Origin of the sequence: Zobellia alginiliquefaciens (assembly GCF_029323795.1) — a bacterium.
In the GTDB taxonomy this organism is placed as follows: Bacteria; Bacteroidota; Bacteroidia; order Flavobacteriales; family Flavobacteriaceae; genus Zobellia; species Zobellia alginiliquefaciens.
The window spans coordinates 2,557,349-2,580,181 of record NZ_CP119758.1 but is presented as its reverse complement, the minus strand read 5'-3'; the positions used below and the strand labels follow the sequence as shown (position 1 = coordinate 2,580,181).

The window sequence follows — 22,833 nt, the reverse complement described above, 5'->3', positions numbered from 1 at the left end:
TCGGCTATTTTTTCTTTCAAAAAAAGTACTTTTGCGTGTCTTTTTAACTTAGTAACTACATCTTATCAAAATGAGTATCAAAAAAGCTTCTTCTGCACTGATTTCCGTATTCCATAAAGATGGATTGGAACCTATCATCAAAAAATTTCAAGAACTCGGCATAACCATCTATTCTACGGGAGGTACCGAGAAATTCATTAAAGACCTTGGTGTAGATGTTGTGCCGGTGGAAGATGTTACCAGTTACCCTTCCATTTTAGGAGGAAGAGTTAAAACATTGCACCCTAAAGTTTTTGGTGGAATCTTAAACAGACAAGACAACGAAAGCGATGTTGCTCAGTTGGAAGAATTTGAAATTCCTCAATTAGATATCGTAATCGTAGATTTATATCCTTTTGAAAAAACTGTTGCCAGCGGAGCACCGGAACAAGATATTATAGAAAAAATTGACATAGGTGGCATTTCACTTATTCGTGCAGCGGCAAAGAATTTTAAAGATGTGCTGTGTGTTTCTTCAATGGAAGATTATTCAGACTTTTTAAATGTTATCTCAGAAGGAAATGGTAGCACTAGCCTGGAAGACCGCAAACGTTTTGCATCAAAAGCATTTAACGTTTCATCTCACTATGACACCGCTATTTTCAACTACTTCAACAAAGAACAACAAGAGCCTGCACTTAAAATAAGTGAAGGTAACGGACAGGTATTACGCTATGGTGAAAACCCGCACCAAAAAGGATTCTTTTTTGGCGATTTTGATGCTATGTTTGAAAAATTACATGGCAAGGAGCTTTCATATAACAATCTTCTAGATGTTGATGCAGCCGTTAACCTCATGAACGAATTTAAAAACGATGCACCTACTTTTGCAATTTTAAAGCACAACAATGCTTGTGGCCTAGCGCAACGTGAAACCATTCACCAAGCTTATGTAGACGCTTTGGCAGGAGATCCTGTTTCCGCTTTTGGTGGTATATTAATCAGTAACGTAGAAATTGACAAACCTACTGCAGAAGAAATTCACAATTTATTTTGTGAAGTTGTAATAGCTCCTAGCTATTCTGCCGAGGCCCTTGATATTTTGAAAGGTAAGAAGAACAGGATCATTCTTATACAAAATGAGGTATCCCTAGCGGAAACTTCAATAAGAACTTGTCTTAACGGTTATTTAGTTCAAGATAAGGACAACAGAACGGATGCTTTGGAAGATTTACAATATGCAACAAACAGCAAACCATCAGAGCAAGATTTAGAAGATTTAATTTTTGCTTCCAAGCTATGTAAGCACACAAAATCAAATACTATTGTTCTTGCTAAAAATAAACAATTATGTGCTAGCGGTACCGGACAGACCTCACGTGTAGACGCTTTAAACCAAGCGATTCACAAGGCAAAATCATTTAATTTTGACCTTGAAGGAGCCGTAATGGCGAGTGATGCGTTCTTTCCTTTTCCAGATTGTGTAGAGATAGCCAATAAAAGTGGCATTTCTAGCGTTATACAGCCGGGCGGGTCTATAAAAGACCAATTGAGTATCGATTATTGTAATGAAAACAATGTCTCTATGGTAATGACGGGCACTCGTCATTTCAAGCATTAATTTCATTACTTTTACCGATGAAACACACCCCTTATCAAGCTAGTAACATAACCAAACAAGATTAAAAATGGGATTTTTTGATTTCTTGACAGAGGAAATCGCCATCGATTTAGGTACGGCGAACACCCTTATCATTCATATGGACAAGGTAGTTGTAGACAGCCCGTCTATAGTTGCCAGAGACCGTATTTCAGGCAAGATTATTGCCGTTGGTAAAGAGGCCAACATGATGCAGGGTAAAACCCACGAAAACATTAAGACCATCCGTCCTCTAAAAGATGGGGTTATTGCAGATTTTGATGCATCTGAAAAGATGATCAATATGTTCATTAAAAACATCCCTGCTTTAAAAAAGAAATGGTTTCCACCAGCATTACGTATGGTTATCTGCATTCCCTCGGGAATTACCGAGGTAGAAATGCGCGCGGTTAAAGAATCTGCAGAACGTGTAAACGGTAAAGAAGTTTACCTAATTCATGAGCCAATGGCAGCAGCCATAGGTATTGGTCTTGACATCATGCAGCCAAAAGGTAACATGATCGTAGATATAGGAGGTGGTACTACAGAAATTGCGGTCATAGCTTTAGGTGGTATTGTTTGTGACAAATCTGTAAAGATTGCAGGTGATGTTTTCACCAATGACATTATTTATTACATGCGTACGCAACACAACCTTTATGTTGGAGAAGCAACCGCAGAGAATATAAAAATTGAAATAGGTTCGGCAACCGAAGATTTACAGACACCGCCAGATGAAAAATCGGTGCAAGGTCGTGATCTATTAACTGGTAAGCCAAAACAAGTTCAGATTTCGTATCGTGAAATTGCCAAGGCACTGGACAAGTCCATTCTTCGTGTAGAAGATGCGGTAATGGAGACCCTTTCACAAACTCCACCGGAACTGGCAGCTGATATTTACAATACCGGTATTTATTTAGCAGGTGGTGGTTCTATGTTGCGAGGATTGGACAGAAGGCTATCACAAAAGACGGATTTACCTGTTTACATTGCAGAAGACCCACTACGTGCCGTAGTAAGGGGTACAGGTATAGCACTTAAAAACTTAGAGCGCTACAAGAGTATCCTTATCAAATAAAACCTACAGATTTCGGGGCGATTTCAAAAGGTTTTAATTTTTATTTCCATTCGGAATTGCTTCACAGGTTTCACCAAATCTAATAGTGAATGCAGCAGATCATCAACTTTATCATACGATATAAGAATTTCCTTCTTTATGTCTTTTTGATGATTGTTTCTTTGGGATTTACGATTCAATCGCACTCGTATCACCAATCGCGTTTCTTTAATTCGTCCAATTGGTTAACGGGAAATATTTTGGATACTTCCAACGATATTTCCACCTACTTTGGCCTTGATAAAGAGAACGAAAAACTTATGCAAGAAAATGAATACTTGCGTAAACTATTGTTCAACAAACCAGAACAAATAGACAGTACCGCATTAGATTCCGTTCAACTAACCTATACCGTTTCAATAGGAAAGGTTATCAAAAACAGCTTTGCAGACCCCCGTAATTACATCACTATAAACAAGGGTGAAAAAGACAGCGTACACCCGGATATGGGCGTTATAACCAGCAAAGGTATTCTAGGTATTGTAGAAAACACTTCAAATAACTTTGCCACGGTGCAATCCATTTTGAACGATAAATCCAATATAAACGCCAAAATCAAAAACACAGACCACTTTGGATCTTTGGTATGGGATATGAAAAAGTACAATGTAGTGCAATTGGTAGACATCCCAAGATTGGTACCACTTACTATTGGAGATACTATTGTTACCGGTGGCATGAGCAGCATTTTTCCCGAAAACATTCCTATTGGTACAATTAGAAAGTTTGACCTTAATACTTCAAAAAGTTTTTACAATATAGATGTAGCTTTATTTAATGATATGACGAATATCAAAAACGTGTACATCATAAAGAATAATGATCGCGAAGAGATTTTGGAACTAGAAAAACAAACGGAGACAAATGGTCAGTAACTATTACTTCTTAAATGTTATTCGTTTTATACTGCTGGTTCTGGTACAAGTACTGGTATTCAATAAACTAAACTTTTTTGGGTTCATCAACCCCATGGTTTATATTCTGTTTTTATACTGGTACCCCATTAAAGAAAATAGGGCAGCCTTTATTGGGTTAGGATTTTTGCTTGGGGTAGCTATAGATTTTTTCTCCGATACAATGGCCATACATGCGGCATCTACAATTACAATTGCCTATATGAGACCTGCCATAATGCGATTTGTATTTGGCGTTAACTTTGAATTTCAAAGTTTTAAATTAAGTAACACCACTAGGGTACAACAAATTACATATTTGGCGTTATTAATTATAGTACATCACTTTGTTTTCTTTACCCTGGAAATTTTTAGTTTGGCTAATTTCCTATTAATTTTGAAGAAAGTATTGGCTACGGGCACCGCAACTCTTATTCTTTGCTTACTATTCGGTTCACTTTTTAGTGTTCGCAAAGAGTAAACAAGCGAAAAATTATAAACTTCTTTAATTAAAAATTTCATCTAAGATGAAAAAGCTGTTATTATCCTCCATCATCGTAATCATTGGTATTACGTTTCTCGGCAGACTTTCCTATCTGCAGATATTCAGCTTTTCCCCTGATCAGGTTTTAGAAGACCCTGCTATTAAAAGGGTTTATGATTATCCTGAACGCGGTTATATTTATGACAGAAACGGAGAACTTTTAGTAGGTAACGACCCTGCTTATGATGTTATGGTCATTCCTCGTGAAGTTCGTGCACTAGACACATTAGAACTTTGCGGATTACTTAAAATCGATAAAGAAAAGTTTAAAAAAGAATTACGAAAAGCAACCATATACTCCCCTCGGCTTCCTTCGGTTTTTGTACCTCAACTTTCTAAAGAGGATTATGCAAAGCTTCAGGAAAAAATGCGCCATTATAGCGGGTTTTATATCCAGAAACGTTCGCTTCGGTATTATGATACCAATAGCGCTGCCAATGTACTAGGGTATATTAGCGAGGTAAATGAAAGAGACTTAGCCAAGAACCCTTATTATGTTCAAGGTGAACTTACTGGCCGCACAGGTGTAGAAAAGGTATATGAAGATATTTTAAGAGGACGAAAAGGCGTTCAGTACATCCAAAAAGACCGTTTCAATAGAGATATTGGACCTTATAAAAATGGAACCTTAGACACTTTACCAGAGCAAGGTTTTGAAATCAATATTACCATTGACAAACATCTTCAGGAATATGGCGAAAAACTAATGCACGGTAAATGGGGAGGAATTGTAGCCATTGAACCTTCTTCCGGTGAAATATTATCTATGATTTCGGGTCCTACCTACGACCCGTCTCTTTTAGTGGGAAGAAAAAGGTCTGCCAATTACAGCAAACTACATTACGATTCCATTTCAAAACCAACATTTGACAGATCTATATCTTTTGAAAAAAGTCCGGGATCTCCTTTCAAAGCCATTAATGCATTAATTGCATTACAGGAAGGTGCTATTACACCCTCAACAACATTTACCTGTCACCATGGTTTTTTCATAGGAAGACATAGAAAAGGATGCCACTGCGGGGGCGGTGTTAGAACACTGAATAACGGGATATACAAATCTTGTAATGCCTATTTTGTAGGTGCGTATAAAAAATTATTTGAGCAATTCCCATCTAACAGTGCAGCTATGGATGCTTGGGAAAAACACGTTAGAAGTTTTGGATTAGGCTCGTACTTAGGTTCTGACCTTTATACAGGAAGACCTGGTAGTGTACCTAGTACCGCACTATATAACAAATGGTATGGAGAAGGAGACAAAAGATGGTCGGCCACCACAACATACTCCAATGCTATTGGACAGGGAGAAGTAAACGTCACTCCCATACAATTAGCTAATATGACGGCCGCAATTGCCAATAGAGGCTTTTTCTTTACTCCGCACGTTCTCAAAAAGATTGATGGAAAAGAAATAAGCATTCCTGATTTTGTTGAGCCCAAACATACCACAATAGACAAAAGGCATTTTGAACCCGTTGTTCAAGGAATGGCAGATGTATACCACCATGGAACGGCAAAACACATACAAATACCTGGAATAGAAATTGCCGGAAAAACGGGTACTGTAGAAAATTTTATTAAAATTGATAGTGTTAAAACACAGTTGACGGACAACTCGGTCTTCGTTGCTTTTGCTCCCGTTGATAATCCTAAGATTGCCATTGCCGTTTACATTCAAAACGGATATTATGGTTCTAGATATGCAGGCCATATCGCATCATTGATGATAGAGAAATATTTAAAAGGCGAAATTACCCGAAAGGACCTTGAAAAAAGAATGCTAGAAAGAACTCTGGAAAGTGAATACGCTAAGCCTTACAGCGGTAAAGAATTCAAAATAAACGAATACGATTGGAGCAAACACTCAATAAAGTATCAAGAGAAAATCTCCCAATCAGAACAATAGCTTATGGCCGGTAAAAGTGTCCTCAAACGTATTGATTGGCTTTCTGTTTTATTTTATGTACTCCTATTGACAATTGGGTGGGTAAACATTTACTCCAGTACCTTTTCTGAAAGCGATTCTTCCATATTCGACTTTGGGACGCTTCATGGTAAACAGCTTTTCTTTATCCTTACCAGCTTTGCATCTATTGTAATTCTATTGGCCCTAGAAGCCAACTTTTATGAGCGTTTCTCCAGTGTACTCTACATCATATCTATGGTTCTGCTACTGGGTTTGTTCGTTTTTGGTAAAACCATTGCTGGCGCAACTTCTTGGTATGACTTAGGGTTCTTTAACTTACAGCCCTCTGAGCTTGCTAAAGTAGCTACGGCCCTTGCCTTGGCCAAATACCTTAGTGATATACAAACAGATATTAAACGGAATAAGGATCAGTTGTACGCGTTCCTTATCATTTTAATCCCGGCAATATTAATTATACCTCAGCCTGACCCTGGTAGTGCATTGGTTTTTTTCTCATTAAGCTTTGTTATTTTTAGAGAAGGACTACCTATCTATTATTTGGGGATTGCTTTTTTTGCCATACTTATTTTTGTGACCACATTAATGTTCGGAACCATTTGGATTACAATTGGCATCGCACTTATATTGATTCTGTTCTTCCTATTAAAAAAGAAGAAATTTAAGGTTCCGGTAATTCCAACCGTAATAGCAGTTGTTCTCACACTTCTATTCTCTCTGTCAGTAGATTTTGTTTTCAACAATGTTTTTGAACAACGCCACCGTGATCGTTTCAGTCTTTGGTTGCGTTTAGAGAAAGACCCCGCAAAATTAGAGCAAATTCGAAAGACCATTGGCTACAACACCTACCAATCCGAAAAAGCAATTGAATCTGGCGGTTTCTTTGGAAAAGGCTTTTTAGAAGGCACACGAACCAAAGGAGATTTTGTACCTGAACAACATACAGACTACATCTTTAGTACAGTGGGCGAAGAATGGGGCTTTTTAGGTACAGCAACGGTAGTCTTACTTTTTACTTTTTTGCTATTACGTCTGGTTTATCTCTCTGAACGCCAAAAAACCGGGTTTGCGCGTATGTATGGCTATGGTGTAATTTCAATTCTCTTGGTGCACTACTTTATAAACATTGGAATGGTTATTGGCGTATTGCCCACAATTGGTATTCCCCTACCCTTCTTTAGCTATGGTGGATCCGGACTCTTATTTTTCACCGCTCTATTGTTCGTTTTCTTAAAGCTTGATGCAAACCGTTTAAAAGAAGGTATTTAAAAGATACGATTCCCTTTAAAACTTAAACTTCCAACTAGCGGTCTCAACTTTGGCTTCCAACTGATCTTGTTGTTGTTTGGGGAGATTTTGAAAAAAGTCGATGCCCGTACGTTTTTCAACCTCATCCACGGATACCGCAAATTCTTTTAGGGAGGCTGAACTTTGCTTTCCTTCCATCAAAAAAGCTATAATCTTTAAATTATTGCTGTTACCGCGTGCAACTATTTTGTAATAATATCGGGGCACATCAACATCTTCTTGCCCTATTTCATCCAAACCTTCTTCTAATACGCCCGCAGTAACCACAAAAAGTTCTCCGTGCTGCTTGGCCCAAATACGAACTTGCATCTCTAATTCATTCCAAATACCAGCATTAAATTCTCGGTCTTGTGGGCTTATATTACTTGTATAAAAAGTCTCGTTATATGCTTGTTCGGTAAACCTCCTATCTCCCGCAGGACACAAATGCCCTCTATCATAACCAGACCCTTTATAATTTCGCCAGTCGGCAGATTTTGTTCGCACCTTTGGATCTTCAATAAAATAAGGTCGTTTACGGTCATCATTGGTCAAATGTTCTTTTTTCAACGTATAAGCTACCCACTCCGCCTGCTCAAAAGGTTCGTTATAAGACAGCATATAATGACTGTGTTCAACAATATCTCCCGTAGTGGAACCTGGTATTAAATTACTCGCTACGGAAGTTGTTGGTCCGTTCTCTTTTTGTTGAGAATAGGTATCAGGTGTATAGAAATTCTCAAATAGCCAAAAACCAGCTATACAGGCCAACATTAATACAGAATATATAAGTTTATTTTTGGAGGTCTTATTCATTTGTCAAATGTAAGTAAAAGCTAAAAATTTCGACAAATAAGCACATTTCATATAGTGCAAAGTGTTTATTTTGTATTATCTAGTTTATGTAACAATTAGTCAAAATAGAAAGGAAAGTTATGCTGACGTGGAAAGATGTAATTAGTTTTAGTGTAAACGGAAATCCGGAACCAGATAGAAGAGTAGAGAAGACCGAAGCCGAATGGCGTGAGATTCTCTCCCCGGAACAATTCAGAATTACCCGAAAAAAAGGTACGGAGCAAGCGCATACTGGTGCTCTATGCAGTGCCCATGACGCAGGAAAATATAATTGTGTTTGTTGTGATACACCTTTATTTGATTCAACCATTAAATTTGAATCAGGGACAGGTTGGCCAAGTTTTACACAACCCATAGAAGAAAATGCCATTAAATATGAGAAAGATTCTTCTTTTGGTATGATTCGGGTAGAGGTTATGTGCAATACTTGCGACGCCCATTTAGGACATATTTTCCCTGATGGCCCAGAACCAAGTGGCCTTCGCTACTGTATCAATTCAGAATCAGTGCAACTACAAAAAGAAAGCATTACCAATGAATAATAAAAATTTAGAAACAGCTACCCTAGGCGGCGGATGTTTTTGGTGTATAGAAGCCGTTTTACAAGAACTAAAAGGAATTGAAAAATTGGTTTCCGGTTATACCGGTGGCACAGCTCCTGGCAAACCTACGTACAGAGAGGTATGCTCTGGCCTTACCGGTCATGCGGAAGTAGTACAGGTAACTTTTGACCCCGCTATAATTTCTTATCAAGATTTACTAATAGTGTTTATGACCAGTCATGATCCAAGTTCTCTTAACCGCCAAGGCGGTGATGTGGGCACACAATACCGTTCCGTAATCTACTACCATAACGACGAACAAAAAACAGTTGCAGAAGCTGTAATTAAAGAATTAGCTTCTTATTTTGAAGATCCAATCGTTACTGAATTAAGCCCTCTACCTGTTTTTCATGAGGCAGAGGAATATCATCAAGATTATTACCGGAACAATACCACACAAGGGTACTGTAGCGCTGTAATAACTCCAAAATTGGCTAAACTTAGAAAAATGCACGCCGATAAAATAAAAGGTGTTTCAGCTTAATGACTACGTTATTACAACGTATTAGAAAATTACCGGTGGGCTATTGCCAAGTTGTCTACAATGAGAAAAGATACGGGGTGACCCGATCAGATTTCAATAATGGCAATAGCCACAAGGTTTACGCAGAGGAACTGGGCGGAAATGATTTCATAAGCCTCAATTATTATGTTACCTCCACATTAGAAAATCTAAAACCTTGTGAAATGCCCCTTAAAAAAGTGGAGAATTTCCTAAACGGATTTCAATTTGCCTGATTATGTCACTACATAAAATAGCTTTAGGCGGTGGTTGTCATTGGTGCACTGAAGCCGTTTTTCAATCCCTACAGGGCGTAACCAAGGTTGAGCAAGGTTTTGTTGCATCGACCGGAAATGACAGTAACTTCTCTGAAGCGGTAATCGTTCACTTCAGCCCCAATATCATTAGTTTAAAGACGCTAATAGAGGTGCACCTTCACACGCACAAAAGTACGTCTAACCATAGCATGCGCAGTAAATACCGTTCTGCAATCTATACCTTCTCAACAGAACATGTAGTGGAGTCAGAAGCTATTTTAAACGAACTACAAGCTACTTTTGGTGACACTTTGATTACCAAAATACTTCCCTTCATCGCTTTTAAACCTTCTGAAATACAGTTTAAAAATTACTATTACAGTAATCCTGAAAAGCCTTTCTGCACCACTTATATCTCTCCAAAATTACAATTACTCAAAACTCAGTTCACATCATTTTCTAAGCATTAGAATCATATAAAAAATACGCTCGCTTTTAGCTGCAATTTTAAATTCGAATTTTCTAAAGCTACAATAGAGACAAACATCAATAAAAGTCAGGGTTAGACTTATTTCACCCTATTATCAACCCCTCAATATGAGATATAATTCTTTAGTATTTTATCGATTTTTCCTTCAAATATTTTGACTTTGATAATTTAATAACTAACATTACACCAATTGGTTAACCAAAGTGGATAACCAATACCCCTAAATTAAACATTGAACTATTATGAAAAAAAATGAACGAATGACCGTCATTTCGGTCACAAAAAACTTTCTATCGAAACTTTTACCGGTCATCCTCATGGCTCTGTGCATTATTAGTTGCTCGGATGAACAGGTAAACGACGATGAAGAACAAATCCTTACTAGGCTATCGGCAAATTCTACAGCTATTGGGGTATCTTCAGTTTCTGCAAGTACTTCGCAATCACCAAACCTACCAAGTAACACCTTGGACGGGTCTACCTCAACCCGTTGGTCAGGCCTTGGTGACGGCGCTTCAATTACTTACGATCTTGGTAATTCTGCAAACATTGATTATGTAAAAATCGCCTTTTACAAAGGTGACACCAGAAAAACCAAATTCGAAGTTTGGGTAGGCAATTCAACTTCCAACCTAACCCAAATCAAATCAAAAACTAGTGCCGGTACCTCTACGGATTTTGAGGTATTTGATTTACCTAATTCTACCGCCAGATACATACAGGTGGTTGGCAAAGGTTACGTTCTGAACAGTGGGGGAAGCACTACCTTCTGGAACAGCATTACCAAATTTGAAGCATGGGGTTCTGGGGGCTCAGTTGTACCACCTACTGGTAACGATTACCCTACTGCAGTTTTAGGAATTAGTGAAAACACCTGGAAAATCAACAGTTTTACAGGAAACCCCGGCTCCTCTGCCACGTACTATGATGATATTACCGATGCTAGCGGCATATCATATAATACGTATGCTGATGACAACTACTTTTACACCGATGGCGAATGGGTCTTTTTTAAATGTTATAGAGGATTAGGAGGTTCTGCAAATTCTCAAAACCCTAGGGTAGAGCTACGGGAAATGGACAATGGCAACTTAGCCAGTTGGACAGGTGATAGCGGTACCCACACGATGGAGTGGACGGTACAAGTGAACCAACTTCCGCAAGATACGGACGGTGATGGAGGCGTACTTTGTTTTGGACAAATTCACGGCCCAAGTGTTAATTCCGACGGTGTTGAAGTAGATGACGTTGTAAGGGTTCAGTTTATTGGCGACGAGAACCAATCTTCGGGCTCTGTTAGCTTAAAAATAAGCGGTTACGTTACCGAAGAGCAAGGAGGAAGCCAAACGTTTAGTGGCTACAGCCTTGATACGACCTATAATTGCAAACTTGTTTACTCCGGTGGTTATGTTGAACTTTTCATGAATGGCTCTAGCGTGTTCAGAAAAAAAATGGAAGTTGACGATCTGTCAGAAAATTATTTTAAAGCGGGTAATTACTTACAGTCCGTTAAAGGAGCTAGCTATACCGGATCTTACGGTTTAGTGCGTATCAAAAACCTAAGCGTTACACACAACTAAAATACAAGTCAATTTATTTACTAGGGAGACGGCTGAATAAACGGCCGTCTCCTTTTTATTTTACCTTATATTTTACATCAATACCTAACTACCTCACTATTTCAAAAAAAAGCCCTGACGTTAATGCGTCAGGGCTTATTCCTACTAAAAATTTATTGTTTTATCCTTTTACAGCGGCTATTTTAGAATGCTCAATTTTATTGTTCTTCAGGTCTTCAAGCACGTTTACCGCTTCTTCTACATACACGTCTTTGACCAAGGCCTTGTGCCATCTGTCACGTTTTTCCCGCAATACGGAATCTTTGGTAAACAACTCTTCTTCATACTTCAATGAACCGAAAGATAATTTAGAGTCATATTCTCCTATTACCTTAAAGTAATCGGATTTTTTCTTGTGTTCTTTTTCATCGGCACGGTAAGCATCGTAGTTTAATGAAATTTCCATTTCATCACTTTCAGATTTCAACCATTTGGCATTTTCCTCTATTAATTTAATCTGAGGATTATTTGCCATTCGTTTTGTACTATTCGCAACGGTCTCCTCATAATCTATATAACCGTCCCAAGGCTTATAATCTGCCGGAGATATTTTATCCCATTTTAAAGGGTTTGCTTGATCTCTTTCTCCTAAATCAATATAGCTATACTTGTCCGGCACCACTACATCACTCTTCACGCCTTCTAGCTGGGTTGACCCACCGTTAATACGGTAGAATTTTTGGGTAGTTAATTTAATAGCCCCCAAATCGCCGTGATCATTACTTCTCACGATATTATCCAAAGGAATTACGTTTTGAACGGTTCCTTTACCAAACGTTTGCTTACTACCAATAACAATAGCTCTTTTATAATCTTGCATAGCAGCTGCCAATATTTCGGAAGCAGAAGCAGATAATTCATTAACAAGAATTACAAGTGGACCGTCCCACTGAATACGCTCATCCTTATCATCATATACGTCTTTGCCCTTTCCGGAAGAACGCACCTGAACTATTGGCCCATCCTTTATAAAAAGGCCTGCCATTTCAACAACGGTTTTTAGAGAACCACCACCATTATCTCTTAAATCTATAATAAGACCTTCGGCACCTTCTTCTTTCAATCGCTCTACTTCTTTAGCAACATCGGTTGCTGCGTTTCTTTCAGTGTAATCATCAAAATCAACATAGAACTTAGGTAAATCAATAATACCGAACTTCTCATCGCTCTTGATTATACTTGCTGATTTTGCAAATGACTCTTCAAGTTCAACCACGTCTCTGGTTAACTCTACTGTATCTAACGAGCCATCTATTTTACGAACGGTTAATTCTACTACAGTAGATTTAGGACCTTTTATCAATTTAATGGCATCATCTAAACGCATACCCACAATATTGATTGGCTCCTCACCTTCTTGGCCTACTTTAAGAATCATATCCCCAACTTCTAGACGCGCATCTCTCCATACCGGACCTCCAGAAATAATATCCACAATTTTTGCACCTTCCGGTTTTTTCTGTAAACGTGCTCCAATTCCTTCAAACTTACCTGACATACTTGTGTCAAACTTGTCTTTTTCATCTGGTGCAAAGTAATATGTGTGTGGATCAAACTCATCCACAATTGTATTAATATACTGCACAAACCAATCTTTACGCTCCAAATCGTTTACAAAATCAAAAAACTCATCTAATGTTTTCTTTGTAGATGCCCTTGCCGATTTTTCGGCTTCTTTAGCAGTTAACGGTTTAGACTTTTCGGAACCTTCTTTTCCTTCAAATACTTCACCTCTTTCAACGCCTTTCATTTTAGAATCATACGTCCCTAAAGTGGCATATTTAAGTTGTTGCCTCCAACGCTCCTTCAAATCTTTTTTTGAAGATGCGAAAGGCATTTTCTCATAGTCTATATTAATGCTTTCATTTTTGCTGTAATCAAAAGGTTTCTCTAAAACTTCTTTGTACAATCCTTTTGCTTCCTCCATTCGCTGTACCAATCTATCGTACACTAAATTGAAAAAAGAAATATCCGTACTTTTTATTTGATCGTCCAGTTGAAATTTGTACTGCTCAAATTCATTAATATCCTCTTCCAAGAAATATCTCTTGGTGGGATCCAGAACATCAATAAAATCCTCAAAAACACTTACCGAAAAATCATCATCGATATTTTTGGGCTCATAGTGTCCCTTTTCAAGCACATAAGTAATTAAATCTAACAGTAATTTGTCTTTGTCATCGGTTTCAAAAGACTTATTGGTAAAGCTGCATGAAGCAACTGATATTAACATTACCAAAAGAGAATAGGCAAGATTCCTTTTCATATATTTTTTTTTCGAAATTTTAAAATAGCCAATCTTGGGGAAGATTGTGATTTTCACACTTAAAAGTAATGAATTCCCTAAGATACTGAAAAAACTATGCCACCTTTAGAGCTGATACACTAATTTTTTGTTAAACGAACTTAGGTCGTTGTGTTCTGTAAACGTATTTTTGCTCCATAAAGTATTTGGCATGAAAAAACCTTTGATTTTAGTTACAAATGACGACGGAATTACCGCACCCGGAATTCGTGCTCTCATTAAATATATGAAGGATATAGGCGATGTAGTTGTAGTTGCTCCAGATGGCCCACAATCTGGCCAAGGACATGCCATAACTATAGACAACACCCTATACGCCAATAAAATTGTGGTGGACGAAAAACAGGGTGCCCCAGAAGAATATAGTTGTACCGGAACACCTGCCGATTGTGTAAAAATGGCACTTCAAGAGCTACTGGACCGCAAACCGGATATTTGTGTAAGCGGTATAAACCACGGCTCCAACTCCTCTATAAATGTAATTTACTCCGGAACAATGAGTGCTGCCATTGAGGCGGGAATTGAAGGTGTTCCTGCCATTGGTTTTTCCTTGTGCGATTATTCTTGGAATGCCGACTTTGGCCAAGCAGAGGAAATCATTAAGAAAATAGTTAGTGAATCATTGGAAAATGGCATCCCAAAAGGCGTTGTATTGAACGTTAATATTCCAAAAGCTGCAAAAAAAGACTTAAAAGGTATAAAGGTCTGCCGACAAGCACGTGCCAATTGGAAGGAAAAATTTGACAAACGTACCAGCCCGGCAGGCAAAGATTATTATTGGCTGACCGGTGAGTTTGAATTATTGGATAAAGGCGAGGATACGGATGAGTGGGCATTAGCCAACAATTATGTTTCTATTGTCCCTACTCAGTTTGATCTTACTGCCCATCATGCTATTCAACAATTGAACGGGTGGCAGTTTGAATAGTCACCAATCATTTACCATAGATGCATACCTTTGCATTACCAAAAACATTGTACAAAGTTGAAAAACATGAACGTTAAAAAAGAACTTGCCATAGGATTCATAGTGGGGATTATAGCCAATACAATTGGCACACTTCTCTATATTCTGTTATTCTCCGAATTTGGGATAGCCGAAACTTTTCAGGCGGCAGTAGAACAAGGTCATATTGGCAGTCTTTTGGCCTTAGGTGCCATTCTAAACCTTATTGCGTTTTTTGGTTTTCTAAGAATCCGCAGAGACAATAGAGCAAAAGGTGTGCTTATCGCTACCCTTCTGACCGCTTTGGCCATTCTATATTATAAAATATTTTAAAGCGTAATTTTAACGGATAAGGAATACGAATTTTTCCTTAACCGAGTTCTCCTTTTTAAAGAGCAGGTATAAACTGTATTTAATTAAATGAAGTACTATATCATAGCAGGCGAAGCCTCTGGAGACCTACACGGCTCCAATCTCATGAAAGCTCTTATTACCAAAGACCCTAATGCGGACATTCGCTTTTGGGGAGGAGACCTCATGCAAAAGGCTGGCGGTACTTTGGTTAAGCATTATAAAGAAATGGCCTTTATGGGCTTTTTAGAGGTGCTAATCAATTTGGGTACAATTGCCAAAGCCATTAAATTTTGTAAAGTTGATATTGAAAAGTTTCAACCAGATGTTATTGTTTTCATTGACTATTCCGGTTTCAACCTGCGTATTGCCAAATGGGCAAAGGAGAACGGTTTTAGAACCAACTACTTTATATCACCACAAATCTGGGCTTCTAGGGAAGGTCGCATCAAAGACATAAAGCGAGATATTGATGCCATGCACGTTATACTCCCTTTTGAGAAGGAATTTTACGAAAAGAAACACAATTACCCAGTTAATTTTGTGGGCCATCCACTTATTGATGCTATTGAAGGAAGAGATTCCGTTGACGATCAGCAATTCCGAAAGGACAACAATTTAGACCCTGACAAATTGATTATTGCTTTGTTACCGGGCAGCCGAAAGCAAGAAGTTCAAAAGATGTTGAACCTAATGTTATCCGTCGTTAAAGACTTTACCGCATATCAGTTTGTAATAGCTGGCGCACCCAGCCTTAACCACGATTTTTATGAGCCGTTTCTTAAAAATCCGAACGTTAATTTTGTAACCAATAAAACGTACGACCTTTTAAGTGTTTCCCATGCCGCTTTGGTCACTAGCGGTACGGCCACACTTGAAACTGCCATTTTTAAAGTACCCCAAGTAGTTTGTTATAAAGCCAACTGGCTATCTTACCAAATTGCCAAACGAATTATAACCCTTGAATACATCTCTCTTGTAAACCTGATTATGAAAAAAGAGGTAGTAAAAGAGCTGATTCAAAATGATTTGACTACCCATAATATCCGAACCGAATTAACCAAAATACTGGAAGGACCTGCACGCATAGACCAAATCAAGGCTTATGACGAGTTAGAGAAAAAACTGGGCGGTAAAGGCGCCAGCAAGAATGCCGCTGCCCTTATAATAGAAAATGTTTAATTTTGGTATATACCCTTGATGTTCAATCAGGAAAAGTAATGATGTGCATGCTTCGTAAACTCTTTTACATACTAATCATTAGCCTAGTTGCCAGTTGTGGTTCATCTAAAAAGAAAGCCGCTCAAAGTCAACCCCGTAAAGTAAGTGTTGCTGCTAAAAACCCAGAAGCACCTAGAAGAGACCCGGCACCTGTCAAAAAATCTATTACCGTAAAAAATTCAAAAGCGGATGATGTTATTGATTCTGCCTTAAAGTTCTCAGGAGTAAGATACAAATTTGGGGGTACTACAAAAAAAGGAATGGACTGCTCGGGCCTTCTGTATGTTGCCTTTGGCGAAAATGACATCAAACTGCCACGCACTTCTTACCATATGGCCGAAGAAGGTAAAAACATTCGTGTGCGCGATGTAGAGAAGGGAGATTTACTTTTCTTTAAAACCAGTAAACGGAGTAAACGCATTAATCACGTAGGCATGGTGGTTTCGGTAAAGGGCGATGAAATTAAGTTTGTTCATTCATCATCTTCTCGTGGCGTTATCGTATCTTCTTTGCGAGAAGGGTACTGGAACAGTGCCTTCATAAAAGCCACCCGAATCCTGTAAATGAAATTACTACGCTTCATACCCATCAAACTTACATTAGTTTTGATTCTGGGTATTGTAGCTGGAAATCATCTTAGTCCGAATCTATACTTCCCGCTATTTGCTGCTCTTATTCTGCTTCTATTTTTAGGGATTTTATGCTTCACGGATAAAAAGAACGAGTCCCCGCTCTTTGGTTATGCTACTATTTTAACCACTTTCTGTATTGGCATTTTAGCCGTATCACTCTCACTTCCCAAAAATAAACCCCATCATTATGTCAATCAGGACTATTCAGGAAACCATACATGGAGGATACAAGTTTCGGAGGTTTTAAAGTCCTCGTCTTTTTCAAATCGATATATTGGTAACGTCCAAACACTGGACCACAAAAATGCGGAAGGCAAGGTCTTAATCAGTTTTCCTAAAGACACCACGTTCCAAAACCTTCAGGTAGATGATGAGTTAGTACTGTACGCTGCTGCTATGGAAATTAGCGCACCATTAAACCCCCATCAATTTAATTACAAGGCGTACTTAAAAGATTTGGGAGTATCCCACCAGTTCAAGTTGACCGGAAAAGAGTTCATTACTTTAAAACATCCTCCCGCTACCATTTACGGAAGAGCTGCAAAAGCTCGCTCCCACATCATAGCCCAACTAAGAAAAGCTCAATTTGGCAAGGATGAGCTAAGTATCATTCAAGCTTTACTTCTTGGTCAACGGAATGACATTTCGGAAGAAACATATGCCGCTTATAAGAATGCCGGAGCGGTTCATATTCTTGCTGTGTCCGGACTTCATATTGGCATTCTACTGGTACTACTGCAATTCCTTTTACGCCCCATGGAACGGCTCCCAAGAGGGAGAACATTAAAACTTTTTTTGGTTGTACTTTTACTCTGGGGCTTCGCTCTCTTGTCCGGATTTTCCGCATCTGTCGTTAGAGCGGTTACCATGTTTTCTTTTGTAGCCTACAGCATGTATTTGAATAGACCTAAGAACACATTTAATATTCTGGCCCTATCCATGTTCTTCATTTTGTTGGTGATAAATCCCAACCTACTTTTCCAAGTGGGTTTTCAAATGAGTTATGCTGCTGTTTTGGCTATTGTTTGGCTCTATCCTCTTTTACAAAAATTATGGTTCCCAAAGAACAAAATGGTCCGCAAGATATGGCAATTGCTTTCTGTTAGTATCGCAGCGCAGTTAGGTGTACTCCCTATAAGTCTATTTTATTTCCATCAATTTCCCGGATTATTTTTTATTAGCAATTTACTTATCGTACCAGCATTGGGGCTCATTTTAGGGATGGGTATCTTAGTAATATTGCTAGCAATACTAGATGCTTTACCCAACTTTTTAGTTGTTATCTATAACACCTTAATCGGGTGGATGAATTCTATTATCAGTTGGGTTGCCCAACAGGAAGCTTTTATTTTTAAGAACATCTCTTTTGATGCCGTCCAAATGGTGATTGCTTACGGTATTCTATTTCTGTTGATAATTCTGCTGTCCCAACCTAACTTTAAAAAGGTAATTGCACTTGCCATTGCAATTATCAGCTTTCAACTATGGGGTTTGTATATGGAGTATCAAACTTCTGAAAAAGACGTATTACTGCTGGCGCATCAAACCAAAAATACCGTATTCATACATCAAAACGGGAGGCACTTAACAGCCTTCACAAATGATTCTATTCGTATAAAAAACATCATTCAGGATTATAGTATTGCCGAACGAATATTGAACACCTCTCACTCTATATCAAAAAACAGCTATATCTGGAAGGGCAAGTCGGTTTTAGTAATTGACAGCCTTGGAGTTGTTCCAACTACCGAAACGCCGGTAGATTATCTTATTCTCACCCAATCCCCCAAGCTGAATCTTGAAAGGGCCATCTCAGCTTTAAAACCAAAATATATCATTGCAGATGGCAGCAACTACACTTCATACATTAAAAGATGGAAGCTAACCTGTATAAAAAGAAAACTCCCTTTTCACGCTACTGGCGAAAAGGGAGCTTATTATTTTGAACATTTTAATTAAGCATGTCCTTCGATATTAAAATCCTCTTGGACCTCATTTGAGATTTTAGTTTCACCATCTTCTGCTCCGTGAGCTAGTCGCTTCAAAGGTTTCAGCATTACTATTACCAGAATCCCTATTGCCGACCAAATAACTGCGATTCCCGTAAATATCTCAAATTCTCCTAAAGATTGAGAAGCCTGGCCTATTAAACCTGCGACCTTGTTACCAAGGCCTGTTGCCGCCCAATAGAGCCCCATGATGATAGAGGCATATTTAAGCGGAGCTAATTTAGTAATGTAAGATAAAGAAACCGGAGACGCACAAAGCTCTCCAATGGTATGTAATAAATAAGCAAAAATAAGCCAGTACATTGCAGATGAACCATTAGCCTCGTATTGCATAGATGCCGCACTCATAAAACCAAATCCAAGGGCCATAATCACCATTCCCACGGCAATCTTAAAGATTGATGAAGATTCTTTTCCTGCTTTTCGCCATCTCAACCAAAAGCCTCCCACTACGGTAGCCAGGGTAATGATAAAGAATGAGTTGACCGACTGAAAAACCGAAGCTGGAATTTCAAAAAGACCAAAGAAATTACGATCTGTCTTCTGCATCGCATACAAATTCATTAATCCACCGGCCTGTTCAAAAGCTGCCCAGAACAAAATAATGAGAAGAAAAGAAATCAGAAGAACCTTTATTCTATCTTTTTCTATACTTGTAAGTGGTTTATCTAAAATCTCGCGATCAGCTTCATTTTTTCTACTAATAAGGTTTCCTACATGTGTTAAATACTTCTGTCCCCAAACATATACCGCTTGTCCCAAAAACATACCAATAGCAGCGAGACCAAAACCATAGTGCCAATTGATCTGCTCACCAACATAACCACATAAGATAGGTGCCAAAAAGCCTCCAATATTAATACCCATGTAGAAAATATAAAAACCTAAATCCCGTCTTTCATCCTTTGGCTTGTACAAACCGCCTACCATAGAGGAAATATTAGGTTTAAGACAACCCACTCCTAATATAATAAAGAGACACCCCACATAAAAAGAAGTCTCGGAATTCATGGCCAATACGGCGTGGCCAATACATAAAAGAGCGCCACCGAGCATTACAGTTTTCTTTTGCCCTAGGAATCTATCGGCGATCCACCCTCCGGGAATTGAGGAAACGTAAACTAACATGGTGTACCAGCCATAAAGCGCTAAAGCATCATCATTACTCCAACCAAAACCGGCGTTGCTTGATGTAGTTTCCGCCACTAAAAACAGCGTAAATAATGCCCGCATTCCGTAGTACGAAAACCGCTCCCACATTTCTGTAAAAAACAGAATATATAAACCTACCGGATGCCCAAACAGCTCTTTTTCATGCGGTGCTTTTTCTACTAATGCCATATACTATGTTATTTGTTTAAATTGATTTGTATCATAATTAGTTCAAGAACCGATTAAATTACTCTTTTTAAACGGTTATTACATTCTTGATCACAAGAACCTCAGGCACTAATTATCGTTGGTTTTGGATTTTAATTCTTTAGGTTCAACAGATTCTCCTCTAAGAAGTCCGTCATCTTATTGAAGAGGTGTATTCTTGTGTTACCGCCATAGATACCATGATTCTTATCAGGATAAATCGCCCAATCAAATTGCTTATTAGCTTGTACCAATGCTTCTACCATTCTCATGGAGTTCTGCACGTGCACGTTATCATCTCCTGAACCATGAACCAACAAATAATTACCCTTCAACATCTCAGGATAGTTTAATGGCGAGTTTTCATCATAACCACTAGGGTTCTCCTCCGGGGTACGCAAAAAACGTTCGGTGTAAATGGTATCGTAAAAACGCCAAGTAGTTACGGGAGCAACGGCAATAGCCATTTCAAAAACATCGTTCCCTTTAAGAATACTGTTCGTAGACATATGCCCACCGAAGCTCCAGCCCCAAATTCCGGTTCTATTTTCATCTATAAAAGGTAGTTTACTCAATTCTTTAGCCGCGGCAATCTGGTCTTCGGTTTCATATTTCACCAAGTTTAGGTAAGTCGATTTTTTAAAATCAGCCCCTTTAAAACCTGTTCCCCTACCATCAACACATGCAACTACGTACCCTTGTGACGCCAATTGCTGGTGCCATAAATCTCGTGAGTCCAACCAACGGTTCACCACACTTTGAGACCCTGGACCGCTATATTGATACATTAACAACGGATATGTTTTTGCCGGGTCAAAATCTTTCGGCTTTACCATGTACATATTAAGCTCATTGCCGTTAATGGTTATGGTCGAAAATTCTTTTTCACTGATTTCGTAACCCTTCAATTTTTCAACAAGCGAATTGTTATTTTTAATCTCCTTTACCTTTTTTCCGGTAAGCGCCTTATGAAGCATATAAACCGGTGGCGTAGAAGCATTGGAATAGGTATGGATGAAATACGTAAAATCGGCACTGAAATCTGCAACATTAAAACCTGCTTCGGCCACTAGCGCTTTTTTCTTCTTTCCGTTACTCTCAATACTGTACACCCCTCTGTTGATGGAACCGTTTTCCGTAGATTGGTAATACACCTTGTCCTCATTTTGGTCGTAACCGTAGTATTGCGTTACTTCCCATGGACCTTTGGTAATTTGATTTACAAGATTCCCATCTTGATCGTGAAGATATATATGGTTATAACCATCTTTTTCACCGGTCCAAATAAAACTATCATCGGCTAAAAACGTAAGGTTGTCCGTAATATCTATATACGCTTTATCTTTCTCCTCAAGAAGCACTTTAGCCGTGTTGCTCTTTGCATCTACAGCATATAATTTTAAATTGTTTTGATGTCTATTCAGGGTCTGAACACTTAAATAATTTGGGTTGTTCATCCATTTGATACGTGGAATATAATACGCATCATTTAAATTGACCGCAGCAGTACTACCAGCTTTTACATCGTATAAATGCAAACTTACTTTGGCATTGGCCTCTCCCGCTTTAGGGTATTTAAATGTGTCCTGAGATGGGTATAAATCCGTTCCAAAAACATCCATTGAAAATTCAGGAACATCCGTTTCATCAAAACGTAAAAAAGCAATTTTAGTCCCGTTGGTGTTCCAGTCAAAAGCACGAACAAAGGCAAATTCCTCTTCGTAGACCCAGTCTGTTACGCCATTAATAATTTTATTCTTTTCACCATCCGTAGTAAACTGCTTTGTGTCTCCTGAAGTCAAATCAAAAAGATACAAGTTATTTTTCGCCACATACGCTACTTTTGAACCATCTGGCGCCAGTCTAGGCTCTTGAATTTTTGTGTCCGAAACCTTGGTGAGTTTCTTGGTCTTTAAATCATAAACATAAAAAATACCGAGCGTAGAACGTCTAAAAATGGGTTCTAGTTCGGTAGCTAATAAAATTTGAGATTCGTCGTCACTAAATTGATACGAGCTAAAACTCTCAATTTCTTGTAAATCTGCGGAACTGACTATAGTTCCTACTTTTTCTTGTGTTGTGTAATCAAACTTATCTATAGTGGTAGACCCGTCTGCTCCTCTGTTTAAAATAGTATATTGTTTTCCATTTTTCATGGATCTTAGAGCGTCCAGTCTTTCAATTGAGAACTCACCACCATACACTGCCTCCACAGTAACTTGTTCCTTTTGTGCATAAGAAAACGCCATAAAGGCGAACACAAAAGAGACACTCAAAATAATTTTTCGCATAGAATGTTATA

At 38.5% G+C, this 22,833-nt stretch carries 20 protein-coding genes; 16 read left to right on the top strand and 4 right to left on the bottom strand.

Annotated features, from left to right (window positions below):
• The first annotated feature begins 70 nt into the window (after positions 1–70).
• The 6 genes from purH to rodA all read left to right on the top strand — a co-directional run bounded on the left by purH (position 71) and on the right by rodA (position 7,365).
• Complete coding sequence (gene purH, locus P0077_RS10855) at positions 71–1,600, top strand: bifunctional phosphoribosylaminoimidazolecarboxamide formyltransferase/IMP cyclohydrolase (RefSeq protein WP_276165274.1); 1,530 nt, start codon at positions 71–73, stop codon at positions 1,598–1,600.
• A 67-nt stretch (positions 1,601–1,667) separates the two neighbouring features.
• Positions 1,668–2,696, top strand: coding sequence for a rod shape-determining protein (locus P0077_RS10850; RefSeq protein WP_013992538.1), 1,029 nt, complete (start codon positions 1,668–1,670; stop codon positions 2,694–2,696).
• An 89-nt stretch (positions 2,697–2,785) separates the two neighbouring features.
• Entirely contained in the window at positions 2,786–3,610 is an 825-nt protein-coding gene (mreC, locus tag P0077_RS10845; protein WP_276165273.1) for a rod shape-determining protein MreC, read from the top strand.
• Positions 3,600–4,109, top strand: coding sequence for a rod shape-determining protein MreD (locus P0077_RS10840; RefSeq protein ID WP_276165272.1), 510 nt, complete (start codon positions 3,600–3,602; stop codon positions 4,107–4,109). Before mreC ends, P0077_RS10840 begins: the two co-directional genes overlap by 11 nt.
• 46 nt (positions 4,110–4,155) lie before the next feature.
• Positions 4,156–6,078, top strand: coding sequence for a peptidoglycan D,D-transpeptidase FtsI family protein (locus P0077_RS10835; protein ID WP_276165271.1), 1,923 nt, complete (start codon positions 4,156–4,158; stop codon positions 6,076–6,078).
• 3 nt (positions 6,079–6,081) lie between these two features.
• Complete coding sequence (rodA, locus tag P0077_RS10830) at positions 6,082–7,365, top strand: rod shape-determining protein RodA (RefSeq protein WP_276165269.1); 1,284 nt, start codon at positions 6,082–6,084, stop codon at positions 7,363–7,365.
• A 15-nt stretch (positions 7,366–7,380) separates the two neighbouring features.
• On the opposite strand, the gene P0077_RS10825 is transcribed toward rodA, so the two are convergent.
• Positions 7,381–8,199 carry a DNA/RNA non-specific endonuclease gene (locus P0077_RS10825; protein ID WP_276165268.1) on the bottom strand — a complete coding sequence of 273 codons (819 nt, stop codon included), beginning with the start codon at positions 8,197–8,199 and terminating at the stop codon, positions 7,381–7,383.
• Positions 8,200–8,318: 119 nt separating this feature from the next.
• Between P0077_RS10825 and msrB the strand changes: the two genes are divergently transcribed.
• The 5 genes from msrB to P0077_RS10800 all read left to right on the top strand — a co-directional run bounded on the left by msrB (position 8,319) and on the right by P0077_RS10800 (position 11,669).
• Complete coding sequence (gene msrB, locus P0077_RS10820; protein ID WP_276165267.1) at positions 8,319–8,780, top strand: peptide-methionine (R)-S-oxide reductase MsrB; 462 nt, start codon at positions 8,319–8,321, stop codon at positions 8,778–8,780.
• Positions 8,773–9,324: a peptide-methionine (S)-S-oxide reductase MsrA gene (gene msrA, locus P0077_RS10815; RefSeq protein WP_276165266.1), complete on the top strand. Its 552-nt coding sequence runs from the start codon at positions 8,773–8,775 to the stop codon at positions 9,322–9,324. The genes msrB and msrA overlap by 8 nt, the downstream gene beginning before the upstream one ends.
• Entirely contained in the window at positions 9,324–9,578 is a 255-nt protein-coding gene (locus P0077_RS10810; protein ID WP_276165265.1) for a peptide methionine sulfoxide reductase, read from the top strand. The genes msrA and P0077_RS10810 overlap by 1 nt, the downstream gene beginning before the upstream one ends.
• A 2-nt stretch (positions 9,579–9,580) precedes the next feature.
• On the top strand, positions 9,581–10,069 hold the full coding sequence (locus tag P0077_RS10805; protein ID WP_276165264.1) for a peptide-methionine (S)-S-oxide reductase: 489 nt from the start codon (positions 9,581–9,583) through the stop codon (positions 10,067–10,069).
• A gap of 262 nt (positions 10,070–10,331) precedes the next feature.
• Positions 10,332–11,669, top strand: a complete 1,338-nt coding sequence (locus P0077_RS10800) for a polysaccharide lyase family 7 protein (protein WP_276165263.1) — start codon at positions 10,332–10,334, stop codon at positions 11,667–11,669.
• A 160-nt stretch (positions 11,670–11,829) separates the two neighbouring features.
• On the opposite strand, the gene P0077_RS10795 is transcribed toward P0077_RS10800, so the two are convergent.
• Positions 11,830–13,974 (bottom strand): carboxy terminal-processing peptidase, encoded by a 2,145-nt coding sequence (locus P0077_RS10795; protein WP_276165262.1) that lies wholly within the window; start codon positions 13,972–13,974, stop codon positions 11,830–11,832.
• 190 nt (positions 13,975–14,164) lie between these two features.
• Here P0077_RS10795 and surE point away from each other — a divergent pair, with 190 nt between their 5' ends.
• The 5 genes from surE (at position 14,165) to P0077_RS10770 (ending at position 19,122) form a co-directional block, all read left to right on the top strand.
• Positions 14,165–14,941 (top strand): 5'/3'-nucleotidase SurE, encoded by a 777-nt coding sequence (gene surE / locus P0077_RS10790; RefSeq protein WP_276165261.1) that lies wholly within the window; start codon positions 14,165–14,167, stop codon positions 14,939–14,941.
• Between the two features lie 66 nt (positions 14,942–15,007).
• Positions 15,008–15,292: a hypothetical protein gene (locus P0077_RS10785; protein ID WP_276165260.1), complete on the top strand. Its 285-nt coding sequence runs from the start codon at positions 15,008–15,010 to the stop codon at positions 15,290–15,292.
• Between the two features lie 87 nt (positions 15,293–15,379).
• Positions 15,380–16,492 carry a lipid-A-disaccharide synthase gene (gene lpxB / locus P0077_RS10780; RefSeq protein ID WP_276165259.1) on the top strand — a complete coding sequence of 371 codons (1,113 nt, stop codon included), beginning with the start codon at positions 15,380–15,382 and terminating at the stop codon, positions 16,490–16,492.
• Between the two features lie 47 nt (positions 16,493–16,539).
• Complete coding sequence (locus P0077_RS10775) at positions 16,540–17,094, top strand: C40 family peptidase (protein ID WP_194525839.1); 555 nt, start codon at positions 16,540–16,542, stop codon at positions 17,092–17,094.
• The gene (locus tag P0077_RS10770; RefSeq protein ID WP_276165258.1) at positions 17,095–19,122 is read left to right on the top strand and encodes a ComEC/Rec2 family competence protein; all 2,028 of its coding nucleotides are present in this window, start codon (positions 17,095–17,097) and stop codon (positions 19,120–19,122) included.
• Here the strand turns inward: P0077_RS10770 and P0077_RS10765 are convergent.
• Together P0077_RS10765 and P0077_RS10760 are read right to left on the bottom strand one after the other, a co-directional pair.
• Positions 19,119–20,513 (bottom strand): peptide MFS transporter, encoded by a 1,395-nt coding sequence (locus P0077_RS10765; RefSeq protein ID WP_276165257.1) that lies wholly within the window; start codon positions 20,511–20,513, stop codon positions 19,119–19,121. The two genes, P0077_RS10770 and P0077_RS10765, sit on opposite strands and share 4 nt — an antisense overlap.
• A gap of 131 nt (positions 20,514–20,644) precedes the next feature.
• Entirely contained in the window at positions 20,645–22,822 is a 2,178-nt protein-coding gene (locus P0077_RS10760) for a S9 family peptidase (protein ID WP_276165256.1), read from the bottom strand.
• Positions 22,823–22,833: the final 11 nt, after the last annotated feature.

Coding starts and splice junctions, on each gene's coding strand:
- purH (WP_276165274.1), top strand. CDS start 71: ATGAGTATCAAAAAAGCTTCTTCTGCACTGATTTCCGTATTCCATAAA.
- P0077_RS10850 (WP_013992538.1), top strand. CDS start 1,668: ATGGGATTTTTTGATTTCTTGACAGAGGAAATCGCCATCGATTTAGGT.
- mreC (WP_276165273.1), top strand. CDS start 2,786: ATGCAGCAGATCATCAACTTTATCATACGATATAAGAATTTCCTTCTT.
- P0077_RS10840 (WP_276165272.1), top strand. CDS start 3,600: ATGGTCAGTAACTATTACTTCTTAAATGTTATTCGTTTTATACTGCTG.
- P0077_RS10835 (WP_276165271.1), top strand. CDS start 4,156: ATGAAAAAGCTGTTATTATCCTCCATCATCGTAATCATTGGTATTACG.
- rodA (WP_276165269.1), top strand. CDS start 6,082: ATGGCCGGTAAAAGTGTCCTCAAACGTATTGATTGGCTTTCTGTTTTA.
- P0077_RS10825 (WP_276165268.1), bottom strand. CDS start 8,199: ATGAATAAGACCTCCAAAAATAAACTTATATATTCTGTATTAATGTTG.
- msrB (WP_276165267.1), top strand. CDS start 8,319: ATGCTGACGTGGAAAGATGTAATTAGTTTTAGTGTAAACGGAAATCCG.
- msrA (WP_276165266.1), top strand. CDS start 8,773: ATGAATAATAAAAATTTAGAAACAGCTACCCTAGGCGGCGGATGTTTT.
- P0077_RS10810 (WP_276165265.1), top strand. CDS start 9,324: ATGACTACGTTATTACAACGTATTAGAAAATTACCGGTGGGCTATTGC.
- P0077_RS10805 (WP_276165264.1), top strand. CDS start 9,581: ATGTCACTACATAAAATAGCTTTAGGCGGTGGTTGTCATTGGTGCACT.
- P0077_RS10800 (WP_276165263.1), top strand. CDS start 10,332: ATGAAAAAAAATGAACGAATGACCGTCATTTCGGTCACAAAAAACTTT.
- P0077_RS10795 (WP_276165262.1), bottom strand. CDS start 13,974: ATGAAAAGGAATCTTGCCTATTCTCTTTTGGTAATGTTAATATCAGTT.
- surE (WP_276165261.1), top strand. CDS start 14,165: ATGAAAAAACCTTTGATTTTAGTTACAAATGACGACGGAATTACCGCA.
- P0077_RS10785 (WP_276165260.1), top strand. CDS start 15,008: ATGAACGTTAAAAAAGAACTTGCCATAGGATTCATAGTGGGGATTATA.
- lpxB (WP_276165259.1), top strand. CDS start 15,380: ATGAAGTACTATATCATAGCAGGCGAAGCCTCTGGAGACCTACACGGC.
- P0077_RS10775 (WP_194525839.1), top strand. CDS start 16,540: ATGCTTCGTAAACTCTTTTACATACTAATCATTAGCCTAGTTGCCAGT.
- P0077_RS10770 (WP_276165258.1), top strand. CDS start 17,095: ATGAAATTACTACGCTTCATACCCATCAAACTTACATTAGTTTTGATT.
- P0077_RS10765 (WP_276165257.1), bottom strand. CDS start 20,513: ATGGCATTAGTAGAAAAAGCACCGCATGAAAAAGAGCTGTTTGGGCAT.
- P0077_RS10760 (WP_276165256.1), bottom strand. CDS start 22,822: ATGCGAAAAATTATTTTGAGTGTCTCTTTTGTGTTCGCCTTTATGGCG.